The sequence below is a fragment of the Pseudomonas sp. PS01300 genome (assembly GCF_029960155.1).
Classification (GTDB): Bacteria; Pseudomonadota; Gammaproteobacteria; order Pseudomonadales; family Pseudomonadaceae; genus Aquipseudomonas; species Aquipseudomonas palmensis.
Genome location: NZ_JASCPN010000005.1, coordinates 168,055 through 185,531, shown reverse-complemented (window position 1 = coordinate 185,531; position 17,477 = coordinate 168,055). Strand labels below are relative to the sequence as shown.

The following is a 17,477-nucleotide window of genomic DNA, read 5'->3' as shown; positions in this document are numbered from 1 at the left end:
GGTCAATCCCGCTCCCACAGGCTCATCTGTCACCTGTGGGAGCGGGATTGACCCGCGCTGCTTCTAGAAGCTGTAGGTGTAACGCACTTCGCTGGTGAACGGCCTTCCCAGGTTCTGCACCTTGCGCGCGCCGCTGTCCATGCTGGTGGTGTAGTCGCGGTCCAGCAGGTTCTCCAGCAGCAGGCTCAGGCGATGCTGGCGGGCGCCGTCCAGGTAGCGGTAGGCATCGGCGTCCACCACGGTGTAATGCCCGTAGTCCACATCCCGCGGGCTTTTCACCGTGCCGATGTAGCGCACCGCCGCGCCTGCGCCCCACATTCGGTCACCCGACTCGTACCCCAGCCGGCTGCGTGCAAAGAACCCGGGAATGTTGTTGAGGGTGGCGCCGTTGCGCGACTCGCTCAGGTTGCGCGTCATGTCTGCCGCCAGCTGCCAGCGGTCACTGAGCTGGAACTGCCCGTTGACCTCGACGCCGCGCACCTGGATCTCGCCATCGCCGTTGACCCATTGTGCATCCACGATGGTGATCAGGTCCTCGATGCGCCGGGTGAACAGCGTACCGCTCAGGCTGTAAGGCTGGCCCTGGATCAGGCCGGTGTAGTCCAGGCCCAGTTCGGCATTGCGGCTCTTCTCCGGCTTGAGGTTGGGGTTGCCCATCTCGTCGCCCGGTTCGTTGACGTACAGTTGCTCGGCGTTGGGCAGCTTGTAGGCGGTGCCGAACTGGCCGCGCAGCTTGAGCTGGTCGGTCAGGTCGTAGAGCGAGGTGAGCATGCCCACCGTGGCACTGTCACCGCCGCTCAGGTGCTCGCGGCGCACGCCGATGCTGGGGTGCCAGTCAGGCAGGGCGTCGATGACAGGGCGCAGCTGCACATACAGCGCATGGGCCTCGGCCTGGTTGTTATCGATCTTGAGCACGTCGTCCTTGCCCTTGAACCACTGGTTGTCGGTACCGAACACCAGGGTGTGCTCGCCGGGGAGCACGGCCTTGCCTTCGGCCTGCATGCCCCAGTCGCTGAAGCCCCAGTAGTCGTCGTGGTTGAGGGTGCGGGTGCTGCCGTCGGTGTTGTTGTAGATGCGGGTGTAGCGCGTATCCCAATCGTTCATGTGGCCTTTGACGAAGTAGCTGAAGTCGGGGTTCAGGCGCTGCTCGAAAGTGGCCGTGGCGATCTGCTGCACGCGGTCGTTGGTGGTACGGCGGTTGGCGTCCGGGCGCAGGAAGTCCAGGTTGGCGGCGCTGTACTGGTAGAACAGCTCCAGGCGGCTGTCATCGCCCAGGCTTTGTGCGGCCTTGGCGCCGAAGGTGTTGACCTCGTAGCTGCGCTTCTTGTCGCTGACCGTCGAGGTGATTTGGCTGCTGTGGTAGGGCTGGTAGCCCTCGGACACGTTGTGGCTGACGTAGGCCAGCAGCCCCAGGTCGCCCAGGCCGTTGCTGAAGATGCGCTCGATACGTGCATCGCCGTTGCGCCCCATGAAGCTGTCGACGCCCAGGTTGACCTGGCCCGAGGGGTCGCGGCTATGGGCCGAACGGGTGACGATGTTGATGACCCCGGCCACGGCCTGGGTGCCAAACAGCAGGCTCTGGCCGCCCTTGAGTACCTCGATGCGCTCGATGGCGGCGGCGGGCAGGGTGTCTATATAGATGCCGCCGTAGAGACGGTTGTTCAGGCGCACCCCGTCGAGCATGATCAGCGTGTCGTCGTTGCGCCCGCCCAGCAGCGAATAGGTGCCATAGTCGAACGGCCCCTGCTTGGGCGCCACGTACAGGCCGGGCACGAACATCTGCAGCACGCGGGTGATGTCGGCGCTGGGGCCGGCGCGCTCGATCTGCTCGCGGTCCACGACCTCCACCTTGCTGCCATAGCGCGCCATCTCGGCCACCGTGGTGGACTCCACCGAGGGTGCGGAAACGATCTGCTGGTCGAGGGTCAGGGGTTCGCTGGCCGCCAGGGCCGGGCTGCCGATCAGGCAACCGATCAGGGTAAAACGACGTGTCTTCATCTACTTCTCGAAAAAGGATTTTTCGGGAAGCGCACAGGAGGGTTCCGGCGAACGCGCGCCAGAATACCGGCTCGTGCCCGCCCACCGCAGGTTTGCCAAAATGACTGAACGCATCCTTTCAACAGTCGTGGGTTTGCAGGCCGGTCTCCGGGCTTGCGAGGCTCGAAGTCATCCGCCTTCCCATGCGTTGCGCACAGTGGCCTGTTGGATGCTTCACTCGCTTACCGTTGCGGGGGCAGCGCCGGACTAGTCATGCAAGACGCACCGGCTTCCCGTTTCACCTGCTGCACGGCGGCAGCAGGCACCTGAAACTGGGCCGCATCTGACCATTGTCATGACCGTTCGTCAACCTGACGGCCTTTGCTGACGAGCGTGCGTTTGTTTCAGGCCAAAAAAAACGGCACCTTCTCAGGTGCCGTTCCTTTAGTGGCTAGCGCCGCTGGAACTTAAATCCAGCGGGGTCAACCGTGCAGCTCTTCGGCCGCATACAAGGTGTTCTCCAGCAGGCACGCCCGGGTCATCGGCCCGACGCCGCCTGGCACCGGAGTGATCCAGCCGGCGCGGGGCAGGGCGGTCTCGTAGACCACGTCGCCCACCAGCTTGCCGTCTTCCTGGCGGTTGATGCCCACGTCGATGACGATGGCGCCTTCCTTGATCCATTCACCCTTGACCAGCCCCGGCTTGCCGGCAGCCACCACCACCAGGTCGGCGCGGCCGACGTGGCCGGCCAGGTCCTTGGTGAAGCGGTGGGTCACGGTCACGGTGCAGCCGGCCAGCAGCAGCTCCATGGCCATGGGGCGGCCGACGATGTTCGAGGCGCCCACTACCACCGCATTCATGCCGTACAGGTCCTGACCGGTGCTGTGCAGCAGGGTCATGATGCCTTTGGGGGTGCACGGGCGCAGCAGCGGGATGCGCTGGGCCAGACGACCTACGTTATAAGGGTGGAAACCGTCCACGTCCTTGTCGGGGCGAATGCGCTCGAGCAGCAGCGAGGCATCCAGGTGCGCCGGCAGTGGCAGCTGCAGCAGGATGCCGTCGATGTCGGCGTCTTCATTTAGGCGGTCGATCAGGTCGGTCAGCGCCTGCTGGGTGGTGTCGCTGGGCAGGTCATAGGCCTGGGAGTTGAAGCCGACCTCTTCACAGTCTTTACGCTTGTGCGAAACATAGACTTGGGAGGCGGGGTCGCTGCCTACCAGGATCACTGCCAGGCCGGGGGTGCGCAGGCCTTGCTCGCGACGTTGCGCGACACGTTGGGCGATCTGCTGGCGCAGGCTGGCGGCGATCGCCTTGCCGTCGATAAGTTGTGCAGTCATGACGCGTGATTAACCATCGAGAGGGAATAAAAAGAGCGCGCATTCTCGCATGACCGGGGCGCAGGGCAAAGGCGCTTGGTCTGGCAATTCCCCTAACCCCTTAAATAAAATGAATTTTTTTCAAAAAGGTGTTGACGACTTTGCCGCTCGTCTATAACATTCATCGCACTTGTCGGGCAGAGCCTAGCACTGGTTAGCAAGGTCAGGCAGAATAAGTGGTTTTGATAGCTTGTTCGGTATGACTAAAAGTTAATTTGTAATCCTAACAGAAAGCAGATTAAATATGCGCCCGTAGCTCAGCTGGATAGAGCATCCGCCTTCTAAGCGGATGGTCGCAGGTTCGAGTCCTGCCGGGTGCGCCAATACAGGCAGCTGGCACAAGTAAAAGCAGTAAAGCAATATGGTGGGCGTAGCTCAGTTGGTAGAGCACAGGATTGTGACTCCTGTTGTCGTGGGTTCGATCCCCATCGTCCACCCCATATTCTAAAAGGCGCCCGATGAAAATCCGGCGCCTTTGCTTTAAAAGCTTCACGCGGACGTGGTGAAATTGGTAGACACACTGGATTTAGGTTCCAGCGGCGCAAGCTGTAAGAGTTCGAGTCTCTTCGTCCGCACCATAGATGCTTTCACCGCCCTTCGCTGAAGTGCGTTGAAGCCCGGAAAAAGCCGCCTTGAGCGGCTTTTTTCGTTTCTGGGCTTCTACTCCTTACCCGCACCTACCGCTGCACCGCAATGCACTTGATCTCCACCAGCAACCCTGGTCGGGCGAGTTCGCTGACGCCTATGCAGGTCCATGCACAGGTGCCCCTTGGAAAGACCTTGTCCTTCACGCTCCTGAACAGCGGCATATGGCGTTGCATGTCGATGTGATAGGTCGTCATTTCGACCACGTCGTCAAACCCGCAACCGCCCGCCGCGAGCACGAGGCGAAGGTTTTCCCAGGCCGCCAGAAACTGCTGCTCCGGGTCTTCAATCACCTCCAGCTCCGGCGTTCGACCCACCTGCCCGGCGCAGTACAGGGTGCTGCCCACCTTTACCGCGGGGGCATAACCAGCACGCTCGCAAAGCAATTTCATCTCGTCGGGGACGATAATCTGGCGATCAGTCATGGGGCAGGGTCCAGGGAAGTAGGGCTATCAAGCGACGCGCCACTCTATAGAACAGAAAAGCCACCTATCAAGGTGGCTTTCGCGTTTCAGTGCCCTCGCGTCAATGCCTGGTCGCCTTGGGCCCACCTACCGGTGACAGCTCAAGCTCCAGTCGAACGATGTTGAGGATTCTGGTGAGTGGAGCGGCTTGCTCCGCCTCCCCCAGGGCGAGGAGGTGATCGCGTTGTTCGCGAATTCTGCTGAGGCTCTCGTCGAGCTGCGCAGCGGCCAATCGGTATTTTTCCATGTGCGGTTCCTTTATCACGGCCTCCCTGCCACTCGAGTCGGCCGTTCCGTGTGCGGGTGCTGTGGCACCGTTCGTCAACGGAAGGCCCTGCAAGCATAGCGTCCTTTTGCGCCGTAGGCGCGTGAACACCACGGGCAGAACTGTTCCAACATTTATCCGCGCGCATGCTGCTGAATGATTTTAAAAATAATACTGATTTTCATTTCCCTTTTTGCCTGCCTCACGTGACCTCTATTGCAAGACCATTGCAACGTTCCAGGGAGCTTCACGTGAAACGCATCGCGCCGACCGTAAATCCAGGCCAGCAGCCCGACAGGCACCGTGTTTTCAAGGCGGCGCAGGGCGCGCTTACTGTGCTGGCGCTTGCCGTCAGTGGTGCCAGCGTTGCAATGGCGGCGCCCATGGAGGCGCCCACCGCTCAGCACGCAGCTGTACGCAAGCATTACCAGATTGCGGCAGGCCCGCTGGCGCCCGCACTCAATCAGTTGGCGGGCGCCACCGGCGTGATGCTGACCTTTTCCCCGGAGCTGACCGACAAGCGCCAGACCCAGGGCCTGGATGGCGAGTACAACCGCAAGGAAGCCTTCGACCTGCTGCTGATGGGTACCGGGCTGCGCATCGTGCAGCTCAAGGACAAGAGCTTCGTGCTGCGCGCCGAGGAACAGAGCCGCAGCGCACTGGAGGTGGGCCCCACGCTGGTCAATGCACTGGGCGAGCGCCCGGGCGTGATCCGCAGCAGCCGCGAAGTGCACGCCGAACGCCAGGACCTCAACAGCCTGGTGCGTTCCATGCCCGGTACCTACACCCTGCATTCACGCAGCCAGCCCGGGGTTTCGGTGAACATCCGCGGGCTGTCGGGCCTGGGGCGGGTCAACACCATGATCGACGGCGTGACCCAGACCTTCCGCAACAATGCCGGTCACGGTTCGGGCGGGCCGATGGCCTTCGTCGACCCCAACCTGCTGGCCGGTGTCGACGTGCAGCGCGGCGCGGTGGACGGCGCCGAAGGGGCCAATACCCTGGGTGGCACTGCCAACTTCCGCACCTTCGATATCGACGACATCGTCAAGCCCGACCACCGCGTGGGTGTGCGCAGCACCTACCGCACCGGCAACAACGGTTACGGCAACACGCGCATGCTCGCCGCCGGCGCACGAACCCGTCCCGAGGATAGCGAAGGCGTGTACGGCATCGTCGCCGCCGCCAGCAGTTCGCAAACCGGCGAATACAAGACCAGCTCCGGCCAGGAAAACCACTACGACACCACCAAGCAGAGCCCGCGCTCGGGCCTGCTCAAGGTGCGCCTGCAGCCCAACGACCTGCACCGCCTGGACCTCAGCGGCGTGCAGTACCGCAACGAGTTCTACCACAACTACCCATGGGAACTGCGCAACGAAACCTACCGCGCCAAGTACGCCTACACGCCCTACAACGAATGGGTGAACCTGACGGTAAACGCCTACCAGAACAAGACCCAGCTCGATTACCCGCCGGTGGAGGAATCCACCTTCATCGGCCGCAAGACCCACGACGATGCCCACGGTTTCGACTTCACCAACCTCAGCCGTTTCAACTTCGGCCCGGTGGAAGCGAGCTGGAGCAACGGCATGCGCTACTACACCGACGACTTCGTTGCCGACACGCCGGAAAAACGCGGGGCCAACCCCGAAGGCAAGCAGCAGACCGAAAGCCTGTTCAGTACCCTTGAGCTGGACTACGACATCTATGCCATGACCCTGGGCATGCACTACGACGGCTACAAGGTCAGCGGCCACGTGCCCAAGTGCTCGATTTTGCGCGAGTGCACGGGTATCGGCGGGGGCGATGTGGACATCACCCGCCGCGAGCACAGCTTCAACCCGCGTATCGGCTTTGCCGTAAAGCCCTATGACTGGATGCAGCTCTACACCAGCTGGTCGCGCAGCTCGCGTGCACCGCGGGTGCAGGAGATGTTCTTCGAGAAGGTGCCGATGACCGCCGATGCCAGCGATGCCGACGGCGTGGGGGCCAACCCGTACCTGCGCCAGGAGCGCTCCACCAACTACGAGTTAGGCTTCAATCTCAGTCGCGCCGGGCTGTTCAGCAGCAACGACTACGCCCAGCTCAAGGTCAACCGCTTCATCAGCAAGATCGACGGCTATATCACCCCGCAGTCGTTCGACATCGTCGATGACGACGGCGAATATTCGGCCAAGGCCAACTGGGTCAACTGGCCCGAGCAGGTGCGCATGAGCGGCTACGAGATCGAGGGCCGCTACGACGCAGGCTTCGTCTACGCCAACCTCTCCTGGACCCGCGCCACCACCAAGGCGCCGACCACCTCGGGCATCGAACTCGAAGACATCAACAGCCAGCCCGACCGCTACTGGACCCTCGACCTGGGCACGCGCTGGTTCGACGAGCGCGTGGTGCTCGGCGCCCGCGGCGAGTACTCCGGCCCTGCCGAAGAAAGCTGGGACTGGTACGAAACCAGGAAGACACAGTCTACCGGCGTGATCTGGGACCTTTACGGCAGCTGGCAGGTGCAGCAGAACGTCAGCCTGTTCTTCAACGTCGAGAACGTGGAGAACAAGACCTACAGCTACAACGCCTCGGTGGACTCGATCATGTCCGCCTCACTGGACCGCGGTACCGGGCGTGGGCGTACCACCTCGTTCGGCGTCACGTTCGAATACTGACCCCACAGGACCCTCTCATGTACACGAACTGCCTGCTTGGGGCGTGCCTTGCCCTGCTCGTCGGCTGCGCCACGGTCAATGCGCCGCCGGCCCAGACCGCCTATGCCCGTGTCGAAGCCAACATCCCCGGCTGGGGCGCGATCGTTGATGTTCGCAGCGGCCATCAGATCGATGCCGGGCAATTGCTCGACGTACTGGCGCAAGCCCCCACGGTGATGGTGGGGGAGACCCACGACAACGTGGCTCATCACCTGATCGAGCAGTGGCTGGCCACCGGCCTGGCCGAGCGGCGCAAGCAAGGCGCCGTGGTGCTCGAGATGCTCGATAGCGATCAGCAGCGCCCGGTTGGCGATGTGCAGGCGTGGCTGGGCGCAGGCAACCGCGTGCGGCTGGCGCGTCTGCGCAAGATCATGCAGTGGGATGAGCGCTGGAGCTGGGAGCAATACGGCCCGTTGATGCAGGCACTGATGCAGGCCCCGGCACCGGTGCTGGCCGGCAACCTGTCTTCCCGCGAACGCAAGCAGGTGGCAGCCGACGCGCCCGCGGATGCGGCCAGCCTGTTTCCGCAAGCGGCAATCGCCGAGGTGCAGCGTCAGCGCATCGTGCAGATGCACTGTGGCGAGATCGACCTGCCGCGACTGAACGCCATGCTCGCCATTCAGCACGGTCGCGACCGGCGCATGGCCCAGGTGCTCGACGCCGCGCCGGCCCCGCGCCTGTTGTTCGCCGGTGTGCTGCACACCCTCAAGTCCCAGGGCGCGCCCCAGTACCTCAGGCATGGCGCGCGCGATCCCGGTTTGAAGGTGCTGGTGCTGGGTGAGGAGGGCCAGGCCCCAGCCGTGCAGGATGCCGACTTCGTGTGGCTGTTGCCCAGCCAGGACGGCGACGGCGTTGCGCTTGCCCCGGCGGCTGCCAGCTGCGACGCACCCTTGCAGCCACCCCTTCACTGAACCTTTTCTGCTCACAAGGAATCCCCACATGCCTGCTATTACTGCCAGCGACCTCCGCCAACGCCTTGGGCATGACTGCCTCAGCCTCGCCCTGCCTGCCGCCGAAGTGGCGGCCCGGCTGTATCACCTTGGCCCGCTGAGGGTCATGACCCAGGCCAGTCATGCATTCCTCGACCAGGTGGGGCGCTTCCCACGGTCGGACGATGTTGCCCAGGTCGGTCTGGTGCTTGGCGAAGATGGCCTGGACCTGCGCCTGAACCTGCGCGCCTGGCACTGGCTGTGCCTCACCCGTGGCCAGGCCGCTGGTGATTTCGAGCTGAGGGTGTTCGACCGGCATGCCGCGCCGCTGTTGCGCCTGGCGTCGCTACCCGGCTCGAACCTGCAGGCGTGGGCCGAGCTGTATGCCCAGGGCAGCCTGGAGCACCCGCACTTCACACCGCGCGAGGCGCTGGTCAAACAAGATGTACAGGTCGCCGGGCTGGTCGACGACTGGGCAGCGATGGGGGATGTGCATGACCACTTCGCGCTGCTCAAGCGTCATGGCCTGACCCGCTATCAGGGCAACCAGGGCGTGGTCCCGCAGTTTGCCCGGCGTATCGGCAGCGCGGGCACTGCGGCGCTGCTCGGGCAACTGGCCGACAGCGGGCTGGAACTGATGGTCTTCATCTATAGCCCCGGCTCCACGCAGATCTACACCGGCAAGCTCGACAGCGCCACGCGGCAGGGCGACAGCCTGGTGTTCGACATGCCGGGTGACGGTGACGCCGCACCAACCCGTTTCGGCATACGTGACACTGTCGAAGCCGAAGCCTGGCGCGTGTACAAACCCAATGCCGTAGGCGGGGTCAACAGCCTGGAGATCTTCGATGCCGAGCAGCGCCTGATCGTGCAACTGTTCGGGCGTCGCCCTGCCGGGCAGCCCGAACAGCCAGCCTGGCGCGAGTTGCTCGATCGGTTGGAGGCGGGGCAATGAGCGCTCGGCTGCTGAGTGTGTGCCTGCTTCTTTTAATAGGTACAGCGCCCGTGCATGCCGATCAGGCCGACACATTGGTCATCGGCAACGACCTGGCCGAGATTGCCGCGCAGTTGCAGGCCACTTCGCGGTTGGTGGGGCGTGACGATTCCAGTCACTACCCACCCGAAGTGGCTCGCCTGCCGTCGGTGGGCTATCTGCGCCAGTTGTCGTCCGAAGGCATCCTGAGCCTGCATCCGCGGCGGGTGGTGCTCAGCGATGCGGCGCGTCCGGCCGTGGTGTTGCGCCAGCTGGATACCGTGGGCGTTGAGGTCATCGAAGTGCCCAGGGGCAAGCGCATCGCCGATATCCCACGCAAGATAGAACAGGTGGCCAAGGCCTTCGACCGTGAAACCCTGAGCCCGCCGCTGGTTGCAGAGCAGCAACGTCTGGCCGCCGAGCTGGCTGCACTGGCGCCGCTCAAGGGCCCCAGGGCGCTGTTCATCTTCAATCGAGCGGGCATGATCCCGCTGATCATGGGGCGCGGCACCGAAGCCCATGCCGCACTGGAGCAGGCGGGCATCGAGAACTGCGCGCCGTTCAGTGCCTACAAGCAGGTGGCGGCCGAAGCGATGGTGTCGCTTGCACCGGATTTCGTGATCATCAGCCGCGCCGGGTTGCAGGCCCTGGGCGGCGAGGACAACCTGTGGAAGCTCGGCGGCCTGGCGCTGACCCCGGCCGGTCAGCACCGGCGCCTGGTGCAGGTGGACGATCAGGCGCTGCTCAACCTGGGCCCACGCACCGTGGCGGCCATGCTGCAACTGCGCCGTGATGCCGGGGCGCTGTTCCCATGACGCGCTCGTACACCCGCTCATTGCCCACGCTGTTGCTGATGCTGGCCGGCCTGTGCGCCTTGCTGGCGCTGTGTTCGCTGGTGGGCAGCATCGGCCTGTCGCCGCGCATCCTGCTGGGCCATCTGCCCGCGCCGCTGGAATGGCAAGTGTGGAGCGAGGTACGCCTGCCGCGGCTGCTGCTGGCGGTGCTGGTGGGCTCGACCCTGGCAGCAGGCGGCACCGCCATGCAGGGGCTGTTTCGCAACCCGCTGGCCGACCCCACGCTGCTGGGCCAGGCCAGCGGTGCGGGGTTGGCGGTGTCGATCTGGATCGTGCTGTTCAATGGGCGTTTTGCCGGCCTGGAGCTGTATGGGCAGTTTCTGGCCGGGTTTGTCGGGGCGTTGCTGGTAACGCTGGTGATCTTCCGCATCGGGCGCGGCTACAAGGGTCGCGAATCGACCATCACCCTGCTGTTGGCCGGCCTGGTGATCAATACCCTGACCGGCGCGGTGGGCGGCATGCTGACCTTCATGGCCAGCGAAGAACAGTTGCGCCAATTGAGCCTGTGGGGCATGGGCAGCCTGGGCAGTGCCGAGTGGTCGACCCTGAGCGTAGCGCTGGTGGTGTTGCCGTTGACCTTGCTGGTGCTGGTGCGCAGCGCCGCCGACCTGGACCTGTTCCAGTTGGGTGAGGTGTCTGCCCATGCGGCGGGGCTCAATGCCGAGCGCCTGAAAAATCGCATTGTGCTGGCCTCCTCGCTGGGCGTGGGCCTGTGCGTCGCACTCACTGGCATCATCGGCTTCATCGGCCTGCTGGTGCCGCACTGCCTGCGCCTGTACTTCGGGCCGGGCCACCGTCTGCTGATTCCGGCCTCGATGCTGTGCGGGGCGATTCTGCTGCTGCTTGCCGACACCCTGGCGCGCAGCCTGTTCAGCCCTGCCGAGATTCCGGTCGGCCTGGTCACCAGCGTGATCGGCGGGCCGTACTTTCTCTGGTTGTTGCTGGGCCGCAAGGTCCGGGAGTTCTGAATGCTCGATCTTCTCGCTGTCGGCCTGCATCGGCCATTTGCCCTCAGCCCGGTTACCGAGGCCATACAGGGTGGCCAGCTACTGGGGCTGATCGGCCCCAACGGCGCAGGCAAAAGCACATTGTTGTCGCTGATCTCCGGCTATATCACGCCCGACTGCGGCGAAGTGCGGCTGCTCGATCAGCCGTTGAGCGCCTATTCGCCGCGCCAGCTGGCGCGCAACCGCGCCCTGGTCACCCAGCACATGGACAGTGCGTTCGACTGGCAGGTCGGCGAATTCATCCAGCTGGGCCAGGGGCATGCGGGGTTGCCGTGCGCCGGCATCGTCGAGGCCATGGACATCACTCATCTGCTCGACCGCGGCGTGCTGTCGCTATCGGGCGGCGAGTTGCAGCGGGTGACCATCGCCCGCGCGCTGAACCAGTTGGCCATCAGCCCTGCGGGCCCCACCGAGGGCCAGGCGCCGCGCCTGCTGCTGCTCGACGAGCCCACCAGCGCGCTGGATATCGGCCAGCAGCAGAATCTGATGCGCCTGTTGCGCCGGCTGGCCCGCGTGCCACATATCGCGGTGGTGTGCGTGCTGCATGACCTCAACCTGGCGGCGCGCTACTGCGACCGGCTGTGGCTGATGGAAAAGGGCCGGTTGTGCGCCAGCGGGACCCCCGCACAGGTACTGAATGCACATACCATCGAGACGGTGTTCGGGGCTCAGGTCAGTGTAACGGCGGGGCCCGGCCACGCGGTGGGCATCGAGTTGGCGTGCTGAATGGCCAGTTCCCTCAGCGGGCGCTGACCGTGACCCAGTAGCGCGAGCGCCGGTTGATGCTGACCGGCAGCGACTGGGTCAGCGCGTCGAGTACCGCATCGCTGTCGGCCAGCGGGTAGACCCCCGAGATGCGCAGGTCGGCCACTTCACTGGTGCAGCGCAACAGGCCGGGGCGATAGCGCGACAGTTCGGCAATGAAGTGCCCCAGGCGCATGTCGTCGGCCTCCAGTGCACCTACGCCCCATGAAGGCTCGCGGCCCACCCGGGTGCTGTCGTCGATGCGCATGGCAGTAAAGCGTGTGCGCTCACCGGCACTGAGCCGCTGTGGCGTGGTGTGCAGCGGGCTGAGTTTCAGCGCGCCTTCGAACAGTTGCACATCGGTGCGCTCGGGCTGCACCTGCACCACGAACCGGGTGCCCAGCGCGAGGACGCTGCCCTGGGCGGTCTTCACGCTGAAGGGGCGCTGCGCGTCATCATGCCCGGTACTGATCAGCAGCCGCCCACTGCGCAGGTGCAGGGTGCGCTGGGTGGGGGTGAAGTCCACCTCCACCGTGCTGTCGGCATCCAGGGTCAGCTGGCTGCCATCGGCCAGGGTAATGTGTCGAGGGGCGCTGGCGCCATTGTGGTAGGCCAGGCCCGCACCGCTGCGCCAGGGCTCGCGGTAGGCCAGGCCGCCGGTGCCGCCGGCCAGGGCAAGCAGCAGCAATGCCTTGACCACCCTCCGACGACTGCTGCCGCCGTGACTGAGGCTGCGGTAGCCGGCGGTGGGCTCCAGCCCGGCCAGGCGACCGCGCAGGCTTTCTATATGCAGCCAGGCGCGTTCGTTGTCCGGGTCGGCGGCGCGCCAGCGTGCAAAGGCCTGGGCCTGCTCGGGCGGCAGGTCGCCGTCCATCCACAGGGTCAGCCAGTGGGCAGCCTCACGGGTGGTGCGGGGCTTGAAGGCCGGTTGCGGTGTGCTCATGGCAGTTGCGCAAAAAAACAGTGCTGGTTGGCGCGCACCAGGTACAGCTTCACCGAGCGAGTGCTGACTTGCAGGCGCTCGGCGATCTCGGCGATTTTCAGACCCTGCAGGTGCGACAGCAGAAACGCTTCGCGGACCTTGGCCGGCAGTTCGTCGAGCAGCCTGTCCAGCAGGGTCAGGGCTTCAAGGGCCAGGGTGCGCACCTCGGGCGAGGGCTCCACGGCTTCGGGCAGGTTGGCCAGGGCTTCGAGATAGGCCTGCTCCACCAGTCGGCGCCGGTGTACGTTCGCCATCAGGCGCCGCGCCACGGTGGACAGGAACGAGCGCGGCTCGCGGATGCTGAACAGGTCCTTGGAGGCCAGGATGCTCAGGAACGTGTCCTGGGCCAGGTCAGCCGCCGACTCCGGGCAACCCATACGGTTGCGCAGCCATTGGCGTAGCCAGCGATGGTGATCGGTGTACAGCGTCTGCAGGTACGCATGGGCGCTGGCAGGGGCGTGTGGGCTGGATTCCATCGAGTGCGATCGGTGCAGGGCTGATGAGGCTGCGGAGTATAACGAGATTATTTCTCAAATGATAATTGTTATTGTTAGTGGGTTGTGGCCGCCAAACCGGCTCCTGCAGGAGCCGGCATGGCCGGCGAAGGCAGCACCGCCGTCTACAGAGCAAAAATCCACGGCACCATCACCACGCTCACAATCATCACCAGGATCGTGAACGGTACCCCCACCTTCACAAAGTCGGCGAAGCGATACTGCCCCGGCCCCAGCACCAGGGTGTTCACCGGCGACGACACCGGCGTCATGAACGCGGCGGATGCGGCCAGCGCCACGATCATGGCGAACGGGTAGGGCGATGCGCCCAGTTGCTGTGCGGTGGTGATCGCAACCGGCGCCATCAGTACCGCTGTTGCGGTGTTGGAAATGAACAGCCCGATCAACGCCGTGATCGCAAACAGCGTGGCGAGGATCACGTAGGGCCCGGCACCGCCCAGCACGCCCACCAGGCCGTCCACCGCCAGGGCGATGCCTCCGGTTTTCTGCAACGCCAGGGCAAAGGGCAGCATGCCCACGATCAGTATCAGGCTCTGCCAGTGGATCGCCCGGTAGGCGCTCTCCATGTCGATGCAGCGGCTGGCGCCCATCAACAGGCAGCCGATCAGCGCGGCGATCACGTTGGGCACCAGGCCACTGATCATCAGGCCCACCATCACCGCCAGGCTGATCAGCGCATAAGGCGCCTGATTCAGGGCCGGGGCCACGTTGTCCACTTCCGCCGGCAGGCTCAGCACCAGAAAGTCCCGCGGTTGCGTCTGCAGCTGGCGAATCGCCTTCCAGGTGCCGATCACCAGCAGGGTGTCGCCCAGCTTGAGCTTTTCTTCCACCAGTTGCTCGTCGATGGCCGCCTGGTCGCGACGCAGGCCCACCACGTTCAGCCCCCAGCGGCTGCGGAACGTCAGCTCCAGCAGGTTCTTGCCGATCAACTGCGAGCCCGGTGGCAGCGCCACTTCGGCCATGCCCACTTCGCGCGACTGGTCGATGAAGTAGGCGGCCTTGAAGTGCAGAGGCTCCAGGCGCATGGTCTGGCACAGGTTGCGCAGGTCGTCCTTGGGCGAGAACAGGTCAAGCAGCAGCACGTCGCCTTCGTGCACCAGGGTACTGGAGTCGGGGCTGATCACGCGGGTGCTGAACTTGTGCTGGCGCTCGATGCCGACCACGTTGGCACCGTGCTCGGTGCGCAGCTTCAGCTCGCTCAGGCTGTGGCCGATCAGCGGCGAATGGGGCCTGACCCGCAGGCGTCGTTCACGCCCGGCCAGCTTGTAGTCGATGATCAGGTCGAGCAGGGTGCGGCGGGTTTCGGTGCTGCCGTCCTTGCGCGTCGCGCTGCCCAGCCAGTTGCGCGTCAGCAGCATGTAGCCCACCCCCAGCACCAGGATCACCAGGCCGAAAGGGGTGAAGCTGAAAAAGCTGAAACCGGTTTCCCCGTGGCGTACCAGCTCGCTGTGCACCACCACGTTGGGAGGCGTGGCCACCAGGCTGAGCATACCGCTGATCAGCCCGGCGAAGGCCAGTGGCATCATCAGCCGGCTGGGCGACACCTTCATGCGTGCGGCGATGCTCAGTACTACCGGGATGAAGATCGCCACCACGCCGGTCGAACTCATCACCGAGCCCAGGCCTGCCACCGACACCATCAGCAGCACGATCAGGCGAGTTTCGCTGTTGCCGGCGCGTTCGGCCATCCACTCGCCGATGCGGTAGGCAATACCGGTGCGCACCAGCCCTTCGCCGATCACGAACAGCGCGGCAATCAGCACCACGTTGGGGTCGCTGAAGCCGGCCAGGGCTTCCTGCACGCTCAGGATGCCGAGCAGGGGCAGGGCGACGATCACCAGCAGCGCCACCACGTCCATGCGCGGGCGATTGATGACAAACAGCGCGACGGCGCTGAACAGCAGGCCAAGGACCCAGAACAATTCGTGATTCATGCAGGTATCCGAAAAGAAGACGCCGGTGAGTCTGGCAGAAACCGGGCGGCCGTTTGTTGATTTGCTGCAGCGCTTGGGTGGCACAGGGCCAGATGTTAAGGTGCGCGGCATTCTGCTGTTCACCTGTCGCCGATGTCACCCTGGCTAGTGACAAATAAGCCAAAGCTGATAGATTTCAGGCGGTTGAAGCAGTGGCCGGGTTATCGGCCGCAGGAAGGAATGCACCATGATTGCAAAAGAATCACGCCAGGCGGTCGCGCTAGAGCGATTTGCCCAGGCAAACCCGCAGTTGCTCGAAGAGATAGCCGGGCTCAATGCCCACGAGCAACAGCAGCAGATCCAGTGGGCGTTCGAGGATCACGCGCAGGAGCGTGGCCTTCAAGCCTGGGAGTTGACCCTGGAGTTGATTGCCGAGTCGCCCGAACAACTGCGCGAGATGCGTCTTGAAGTGCACCGCGAAGTGGCCGAGACATTGGGCCTGAGCTGGCAGGAATACTGCGAGTTCAACGAAATTGAAGATGCTGCGCCCTGAGGCGCGGTAGTGTGTTGAAAAGTTTCTGTTCCATAGCCTCCACTGGGCATCAGGATGCCCGCCGGTCAGGCCGCAACGCCTTCAACGGCGGGTTCCGGCGCCCGGGCAAGAGGCTTCGGGGCAGTTGTGCGAAATTCAAATGTGCCGCGGCCTGTTCTCCTTGATTTGAACGGGGTGACTTCTGGTGTTTGAGTCACTAGAATGCTTGCCCTTGATTCTGGAGTCGGTATCGCCGGCTAACGTCTGTGCAACGAGGAATATCCATGCAAGTTTCTGTTGAAAATACTTCCGCTCTCGAGCGCCGCATGAGCGTCACCGTGCCGGCTGAGCGTATCGAGAGCCAGGTCAACAAGCGTCTGCAGCAGACCGCCCAAAAGGCCAAGATCGCTGGCTTCCGTCCAGGCAAAGTTCCAATGAGCGAAATCAAGCGCCGTTTCGGTGCTGACGCTCGCCAGGAAGCAGTAGGCGATGTGATCCAGTCCTCCTTCTACGAAGCCGTGGTCGAGCAGAAGCTGAACCCGGCCGGTTCGCCGTCGATCGAGCCGAAGTCGCTCGAAGCGGGCAAGGACCTGGAATACGTTGCCGTCTTCGAAGTGTTCCCTGAGTTCACCGTTGCCGGTTTCGAGTCGATCAACGTCGAGCGCCTGAGCGCCGAAGTGGCTGACGCCGACCTGGACAACATGCTGGAAGTGCTGCGCAAGCAGAACGTTCGCTTTGAAGCGACCGACCGTGCTGCCCAGAACGAAGACCAGCTGAACATCGATTTCGTCGGCAAGGTCGACGGTGAAGTGTTCGCCGGTGGTTCGGCCCAGGGCACCCAGCTGGTGCTGGGTTCCGGCCGCATGATCCCAGGCTTCGAAGAAGGTCTGGTCGGCGCCAAGGCCGGTGAAGAGCGCGTTCTGAACCTGACCTTCCCCGAGGACTATCAGAACCTGGACCTGGCTGGCAAAGCCGCCGAGTTCACCGTTACCGTCAACAGCGTTTCCGAGCCAAAACTGCCTGAGCTGACCGAAGAGTTCTTCGCCCAGTTCGGCATCAAGGAAACCGGCATCGAAGGCTTCCGCACCGAAGTTCGCAAGAACATGGAGCGTGAACTGCGCCAGGCCATCAAGACCAAGGTCAAGAACCAGGTAATGGACGGCCTGCTGGCTGCCAACCCGATCGAAGTGCCAAAGGCCCTGCTGGAAAACGAAGTGAACCGTCTGCGCGTGCAGGCCGTTCAGCAGTTCGGTGGCAACATCAAGCCTGAGCAACTGCCGGCAGAGCTGTTCGAAGAGCAAGCCAAGCGCCGCGTCGTGCTGGGCCTGATCGTCGCCGAAGTGGTCAAGCAGTTCGACCTCAAGCCAGACGAAGACCGCGTTCGCGAAATGATCCAGGAAATGGCCTCGGCCTACCAGGAGCCTGAGCAAGTCGTGGCCTGGTACTACAAGAACGACCAGCAGCTGAACGAAGTCCGTTCGGTTGTGCTGGAAGAACAAGTTGTGGATACTGTTCTGCAGAAAGCGACTGTGACCGACAAATCGGTCTCTTACGAAGAAGCTGTCAAGCCGGTGCAGGCACCTGCCGCTGACTGATTTCCTT

General features: G+C 63.8%; 15 protein-coding genes, 3 tRNA genes and 1 riboswitch. Of the genes, 11 read left to right on the top strand and 7 right to left on the bottom strand.

Annotated elements, in window-relative coordinates; genetic code table 11:
* Positions 1-63: 63 nt before the first annotated feature.
* Together QMX96_RS05185 and folD are read right to left on the bottom strand one after the other, a co-directional pair.
* Positions 64-1,998 (bottom strand): TonB-dependent receptor, encoded by a 1,935-nt coding sequence (locus QMX96_RS05185; protein ID WP_054915293.1) that lies wholly within the window; start codon positions 1,996-1,998, stop codon positions 64-66.
* Positions 1,999-2,118: 120 nt separating this feature from the next.
* A riboswitch (cobalamin riboswitch) is annotated at positions 2,119-2,322 on the bottom strand.
* 137 nt (positions 2,323-2,459) lie between these two features.
* Entirely contained in the window at positions 2,460-3,314 is an 855-nt protein-coding gene (folD, locus tag QMX96_RS05180) for a bifunctional methylenetetrahydrofolate dehydrogenase/methenyltetrahydrofolate cyclohydrolase FolD (RefSeq protein WP_054915292.1), read from the bottom strand.
* Positions 3,315-3,599: 285 nt separating this feature from the next.
* On the opposite strand from folD, the gene QMX96_RS05175 reads away from it, so the two are divergent.
* The 3 genes from QMX96_RS05175 to QMX96_RS05165 all read left to right on the top strand — a co-directional run bounded on the left by QMX96_RS05175 (position 3,600) and on the right by QMX96_RS05165 (position 3,931).
* Positions 3,600-3,676: transfer RNA gene (locus tag QMX96_RS05175), tRNA-Arg, on the top strand.
* A gap of 41 nt (positions 3,677-3,717) precedes the next feature.
* Positions 3,718-3,793 (top strand) — tRNA-His (locus QMX96_RS05170).
* Between the two features lie 53 nt (positions 3,794-3,846).
* A tRNA-Leu gene (locus QMX96_RS05165) sits at positions 3,847-3,931 on the top strand.
* A gap of 99 nt (positions 3,932-4,030) precedes the next feature.
* On the opposite strand, the gene QMX96_RS05160 is transcribed toward QMX96_RS05165, so the two are convergent.
* Entirely contained in the window at positions 4,031-4,423 is a 393-nt protein-coding gene (locus QMX96_RS05160) for a RidA family protein (RefSeq protein WP_282361308.1), read from the bottom strand.
* 100 nt (positions 4,424-4,523) lie between these two features.
* Positions 4,524-4,709: a hypothetical protein gene (locus QMX96_RS05155; protein ID WP_054915290.1), complete on the bottom strand. Its 186-nt coding sequence runs from the start codon at positions 4,707-4,709 to the stop codon at positions 4,524-4,526.
* 269 nt (positions 4,710-4,978) lie between these two features.
* Here QMX96_RS05155 and QMX96_RS05150 point away from each other — a divergent pair, with 269 nt between their 5' ends.
* Genes QMX96_RS05150 through QMX96_RS05125 form a run of 6 tightly spaced genes read left to right on the top strand, consistent with a single transcriptional unit; the run spans position 4,979 to position 11,915 of the window.
* Positions 4,979-7,387: a TonB-dependent receptor gene (locus tag QMX96_RS05150; RefSeq protein ID WP_282361307.1), complete on the top strand. Its 2,409-nt coding sequence runs from the start codon at positions 4,979-4,981 to the stop codon at positions 7,385-7,387.
* 17 nt (positions 7,388-7,404) lie between these two features.
* On the top strand, positions 7,405-8,337 hold the full coding sequence (locus QMX96_RS05145) for a ChaN family lipoprotein (RefSeq protein WP_282361306.1): 933 nt from the start codon (positions 7,405-7,407) through the stop codon (positions 8,335-8,337).
* A 28-nt stretch (positions 8,338-8,365) separates the two neighbouring features.
* Positions 8,366-9,310, top strand: coding sequence for a ChuX/HutX family heme-like substrate-binding protein (locus QMX96_RS05140; RefSeq protein WP_282361305.1), 945 nt, complete (start codon positions 8,366-8,368; stop codon positions 9,308-9,310).
* Positions 9,311-9,360: 50 nt separating this feature from the next.
* Positions 9,361-10,143 carry an ABC transporter substrate-binding protein gene (locus tag QMX96_RS05135; protein ID WP_052504327.1) on the top strand — a complete coding sequence of 261 codons (783 nt, stop codon included), beginning with the start codon at positions 9,361-9,363 and terminating at the stop codon, positions 10,141-10,143.
* The gene (locus QMX96_RS05130) at positions 10,140-11,150 is read left to right on the top strand and encodes an iron ABC transporter permease (RefSeq protein WP_282361304.1); all 1,011 of its coding nucleotides are present in this window, start codon (positions 10,140-10,142) and stop codon (positions 11,148-11,150) included. The genes QMX96_RS05135 and QMX96_RS05130 overlap by 4 nt, the downstream gene beginning before the upstream one ends.
* Positions 11,151-11,915 carry an ATP-binding cassette domain-containing protein gene (locus QMX96_RS05125; protein ID WP_058541308.1) on the top strand — a complete coding sequence of 255 codons (765 nt, stop codon included), beginning with the start codon at positions 11,151-11,153 and terminating at the stop codon, positions 11,913-11,915.
* Positions 11,916-11,928: 13 nt separating this feature from the next.
* Here the strand turns inward: QMX96_RS05125 and QMX96_RS05120 are convergent, their stop codons facing one another.
* The 3 genes from QMX96_RS05120 to QMX96_RS05110 all read right to left on the bottom strand — a co-directional run bounded on the left by QMX96_RS05120 (position 11,929) and on the right by QMX96_RS05110 (position 15,364).
* Complete coding sequence (locus QMX96_RS05120) at positions 11,929-12,876, bottom strand: FecR domain-containing protein (protein ID WP_058541307.1); 948 nt, start codon at positions 12,874-12,876, stop codon at positions 11,929-11,931.
* The gene (locus tag QMX96_RS05115) at positions 12,873-13,391 is read right to left on the bottom strand and encodes a sigma-70 family RNA polymerase sigma factor (RefSeq protein ID WP_043864497.1); all 519 of its coding nucleotides are present in this window, start codon (positions 13,389-13,391) and stop codon (positions 12,873-12,875) included. Before QMX96_RS05115 ends, QMX96_RS05120 begins: the two co-directional genes overlap by 4 nt.
* A 143-nt stretch (positions 13,392-13,534) precedes the next feature.
* A complete protein-coding gene (locus QMX96_RS05110; protein ID WP_282361303.1) occupies positions 13,535-15,364 on the bottom strand; it encodes an SLC13 family permease in 1,830 nt (609 codons plus the stop codon).
* A gap of 226 nt (positions 15,365-15,590) precedes the next feature.
* Here QMX96_RS05110 and QMX96_RS05105 point away from each other — a divergent pair, with 226 nt between their 5' ends.
* Together QMX96_RS05105 and tig are read left to right on the top strand one after the other, a co-directional pair.
* A complete protein-coding gene (locus tag QMX96_RS05105; protein WP_282361302.1) occupies positions 15,591-15,896 on the top strand; it encodes a DUF6388 family protein in 306 nt (101 codons plus the stop codon).
* Between the two features lie 263 nt (positions 15,897-16,159).
* On the top strand, positions 16,160-17,470 hold the full coding sequence (tig, locus tag QMX96_RS05100; RefSeq protein ID WP_043864494.1) for a trigger factor: 1,311 nt from the start codon (positions 16,160-16,162) through the stop codon (positions 17,468-17,470).
* The last annotated feature ends 7 nt before the right edge of the window (positions 17,471-17,477 follow it).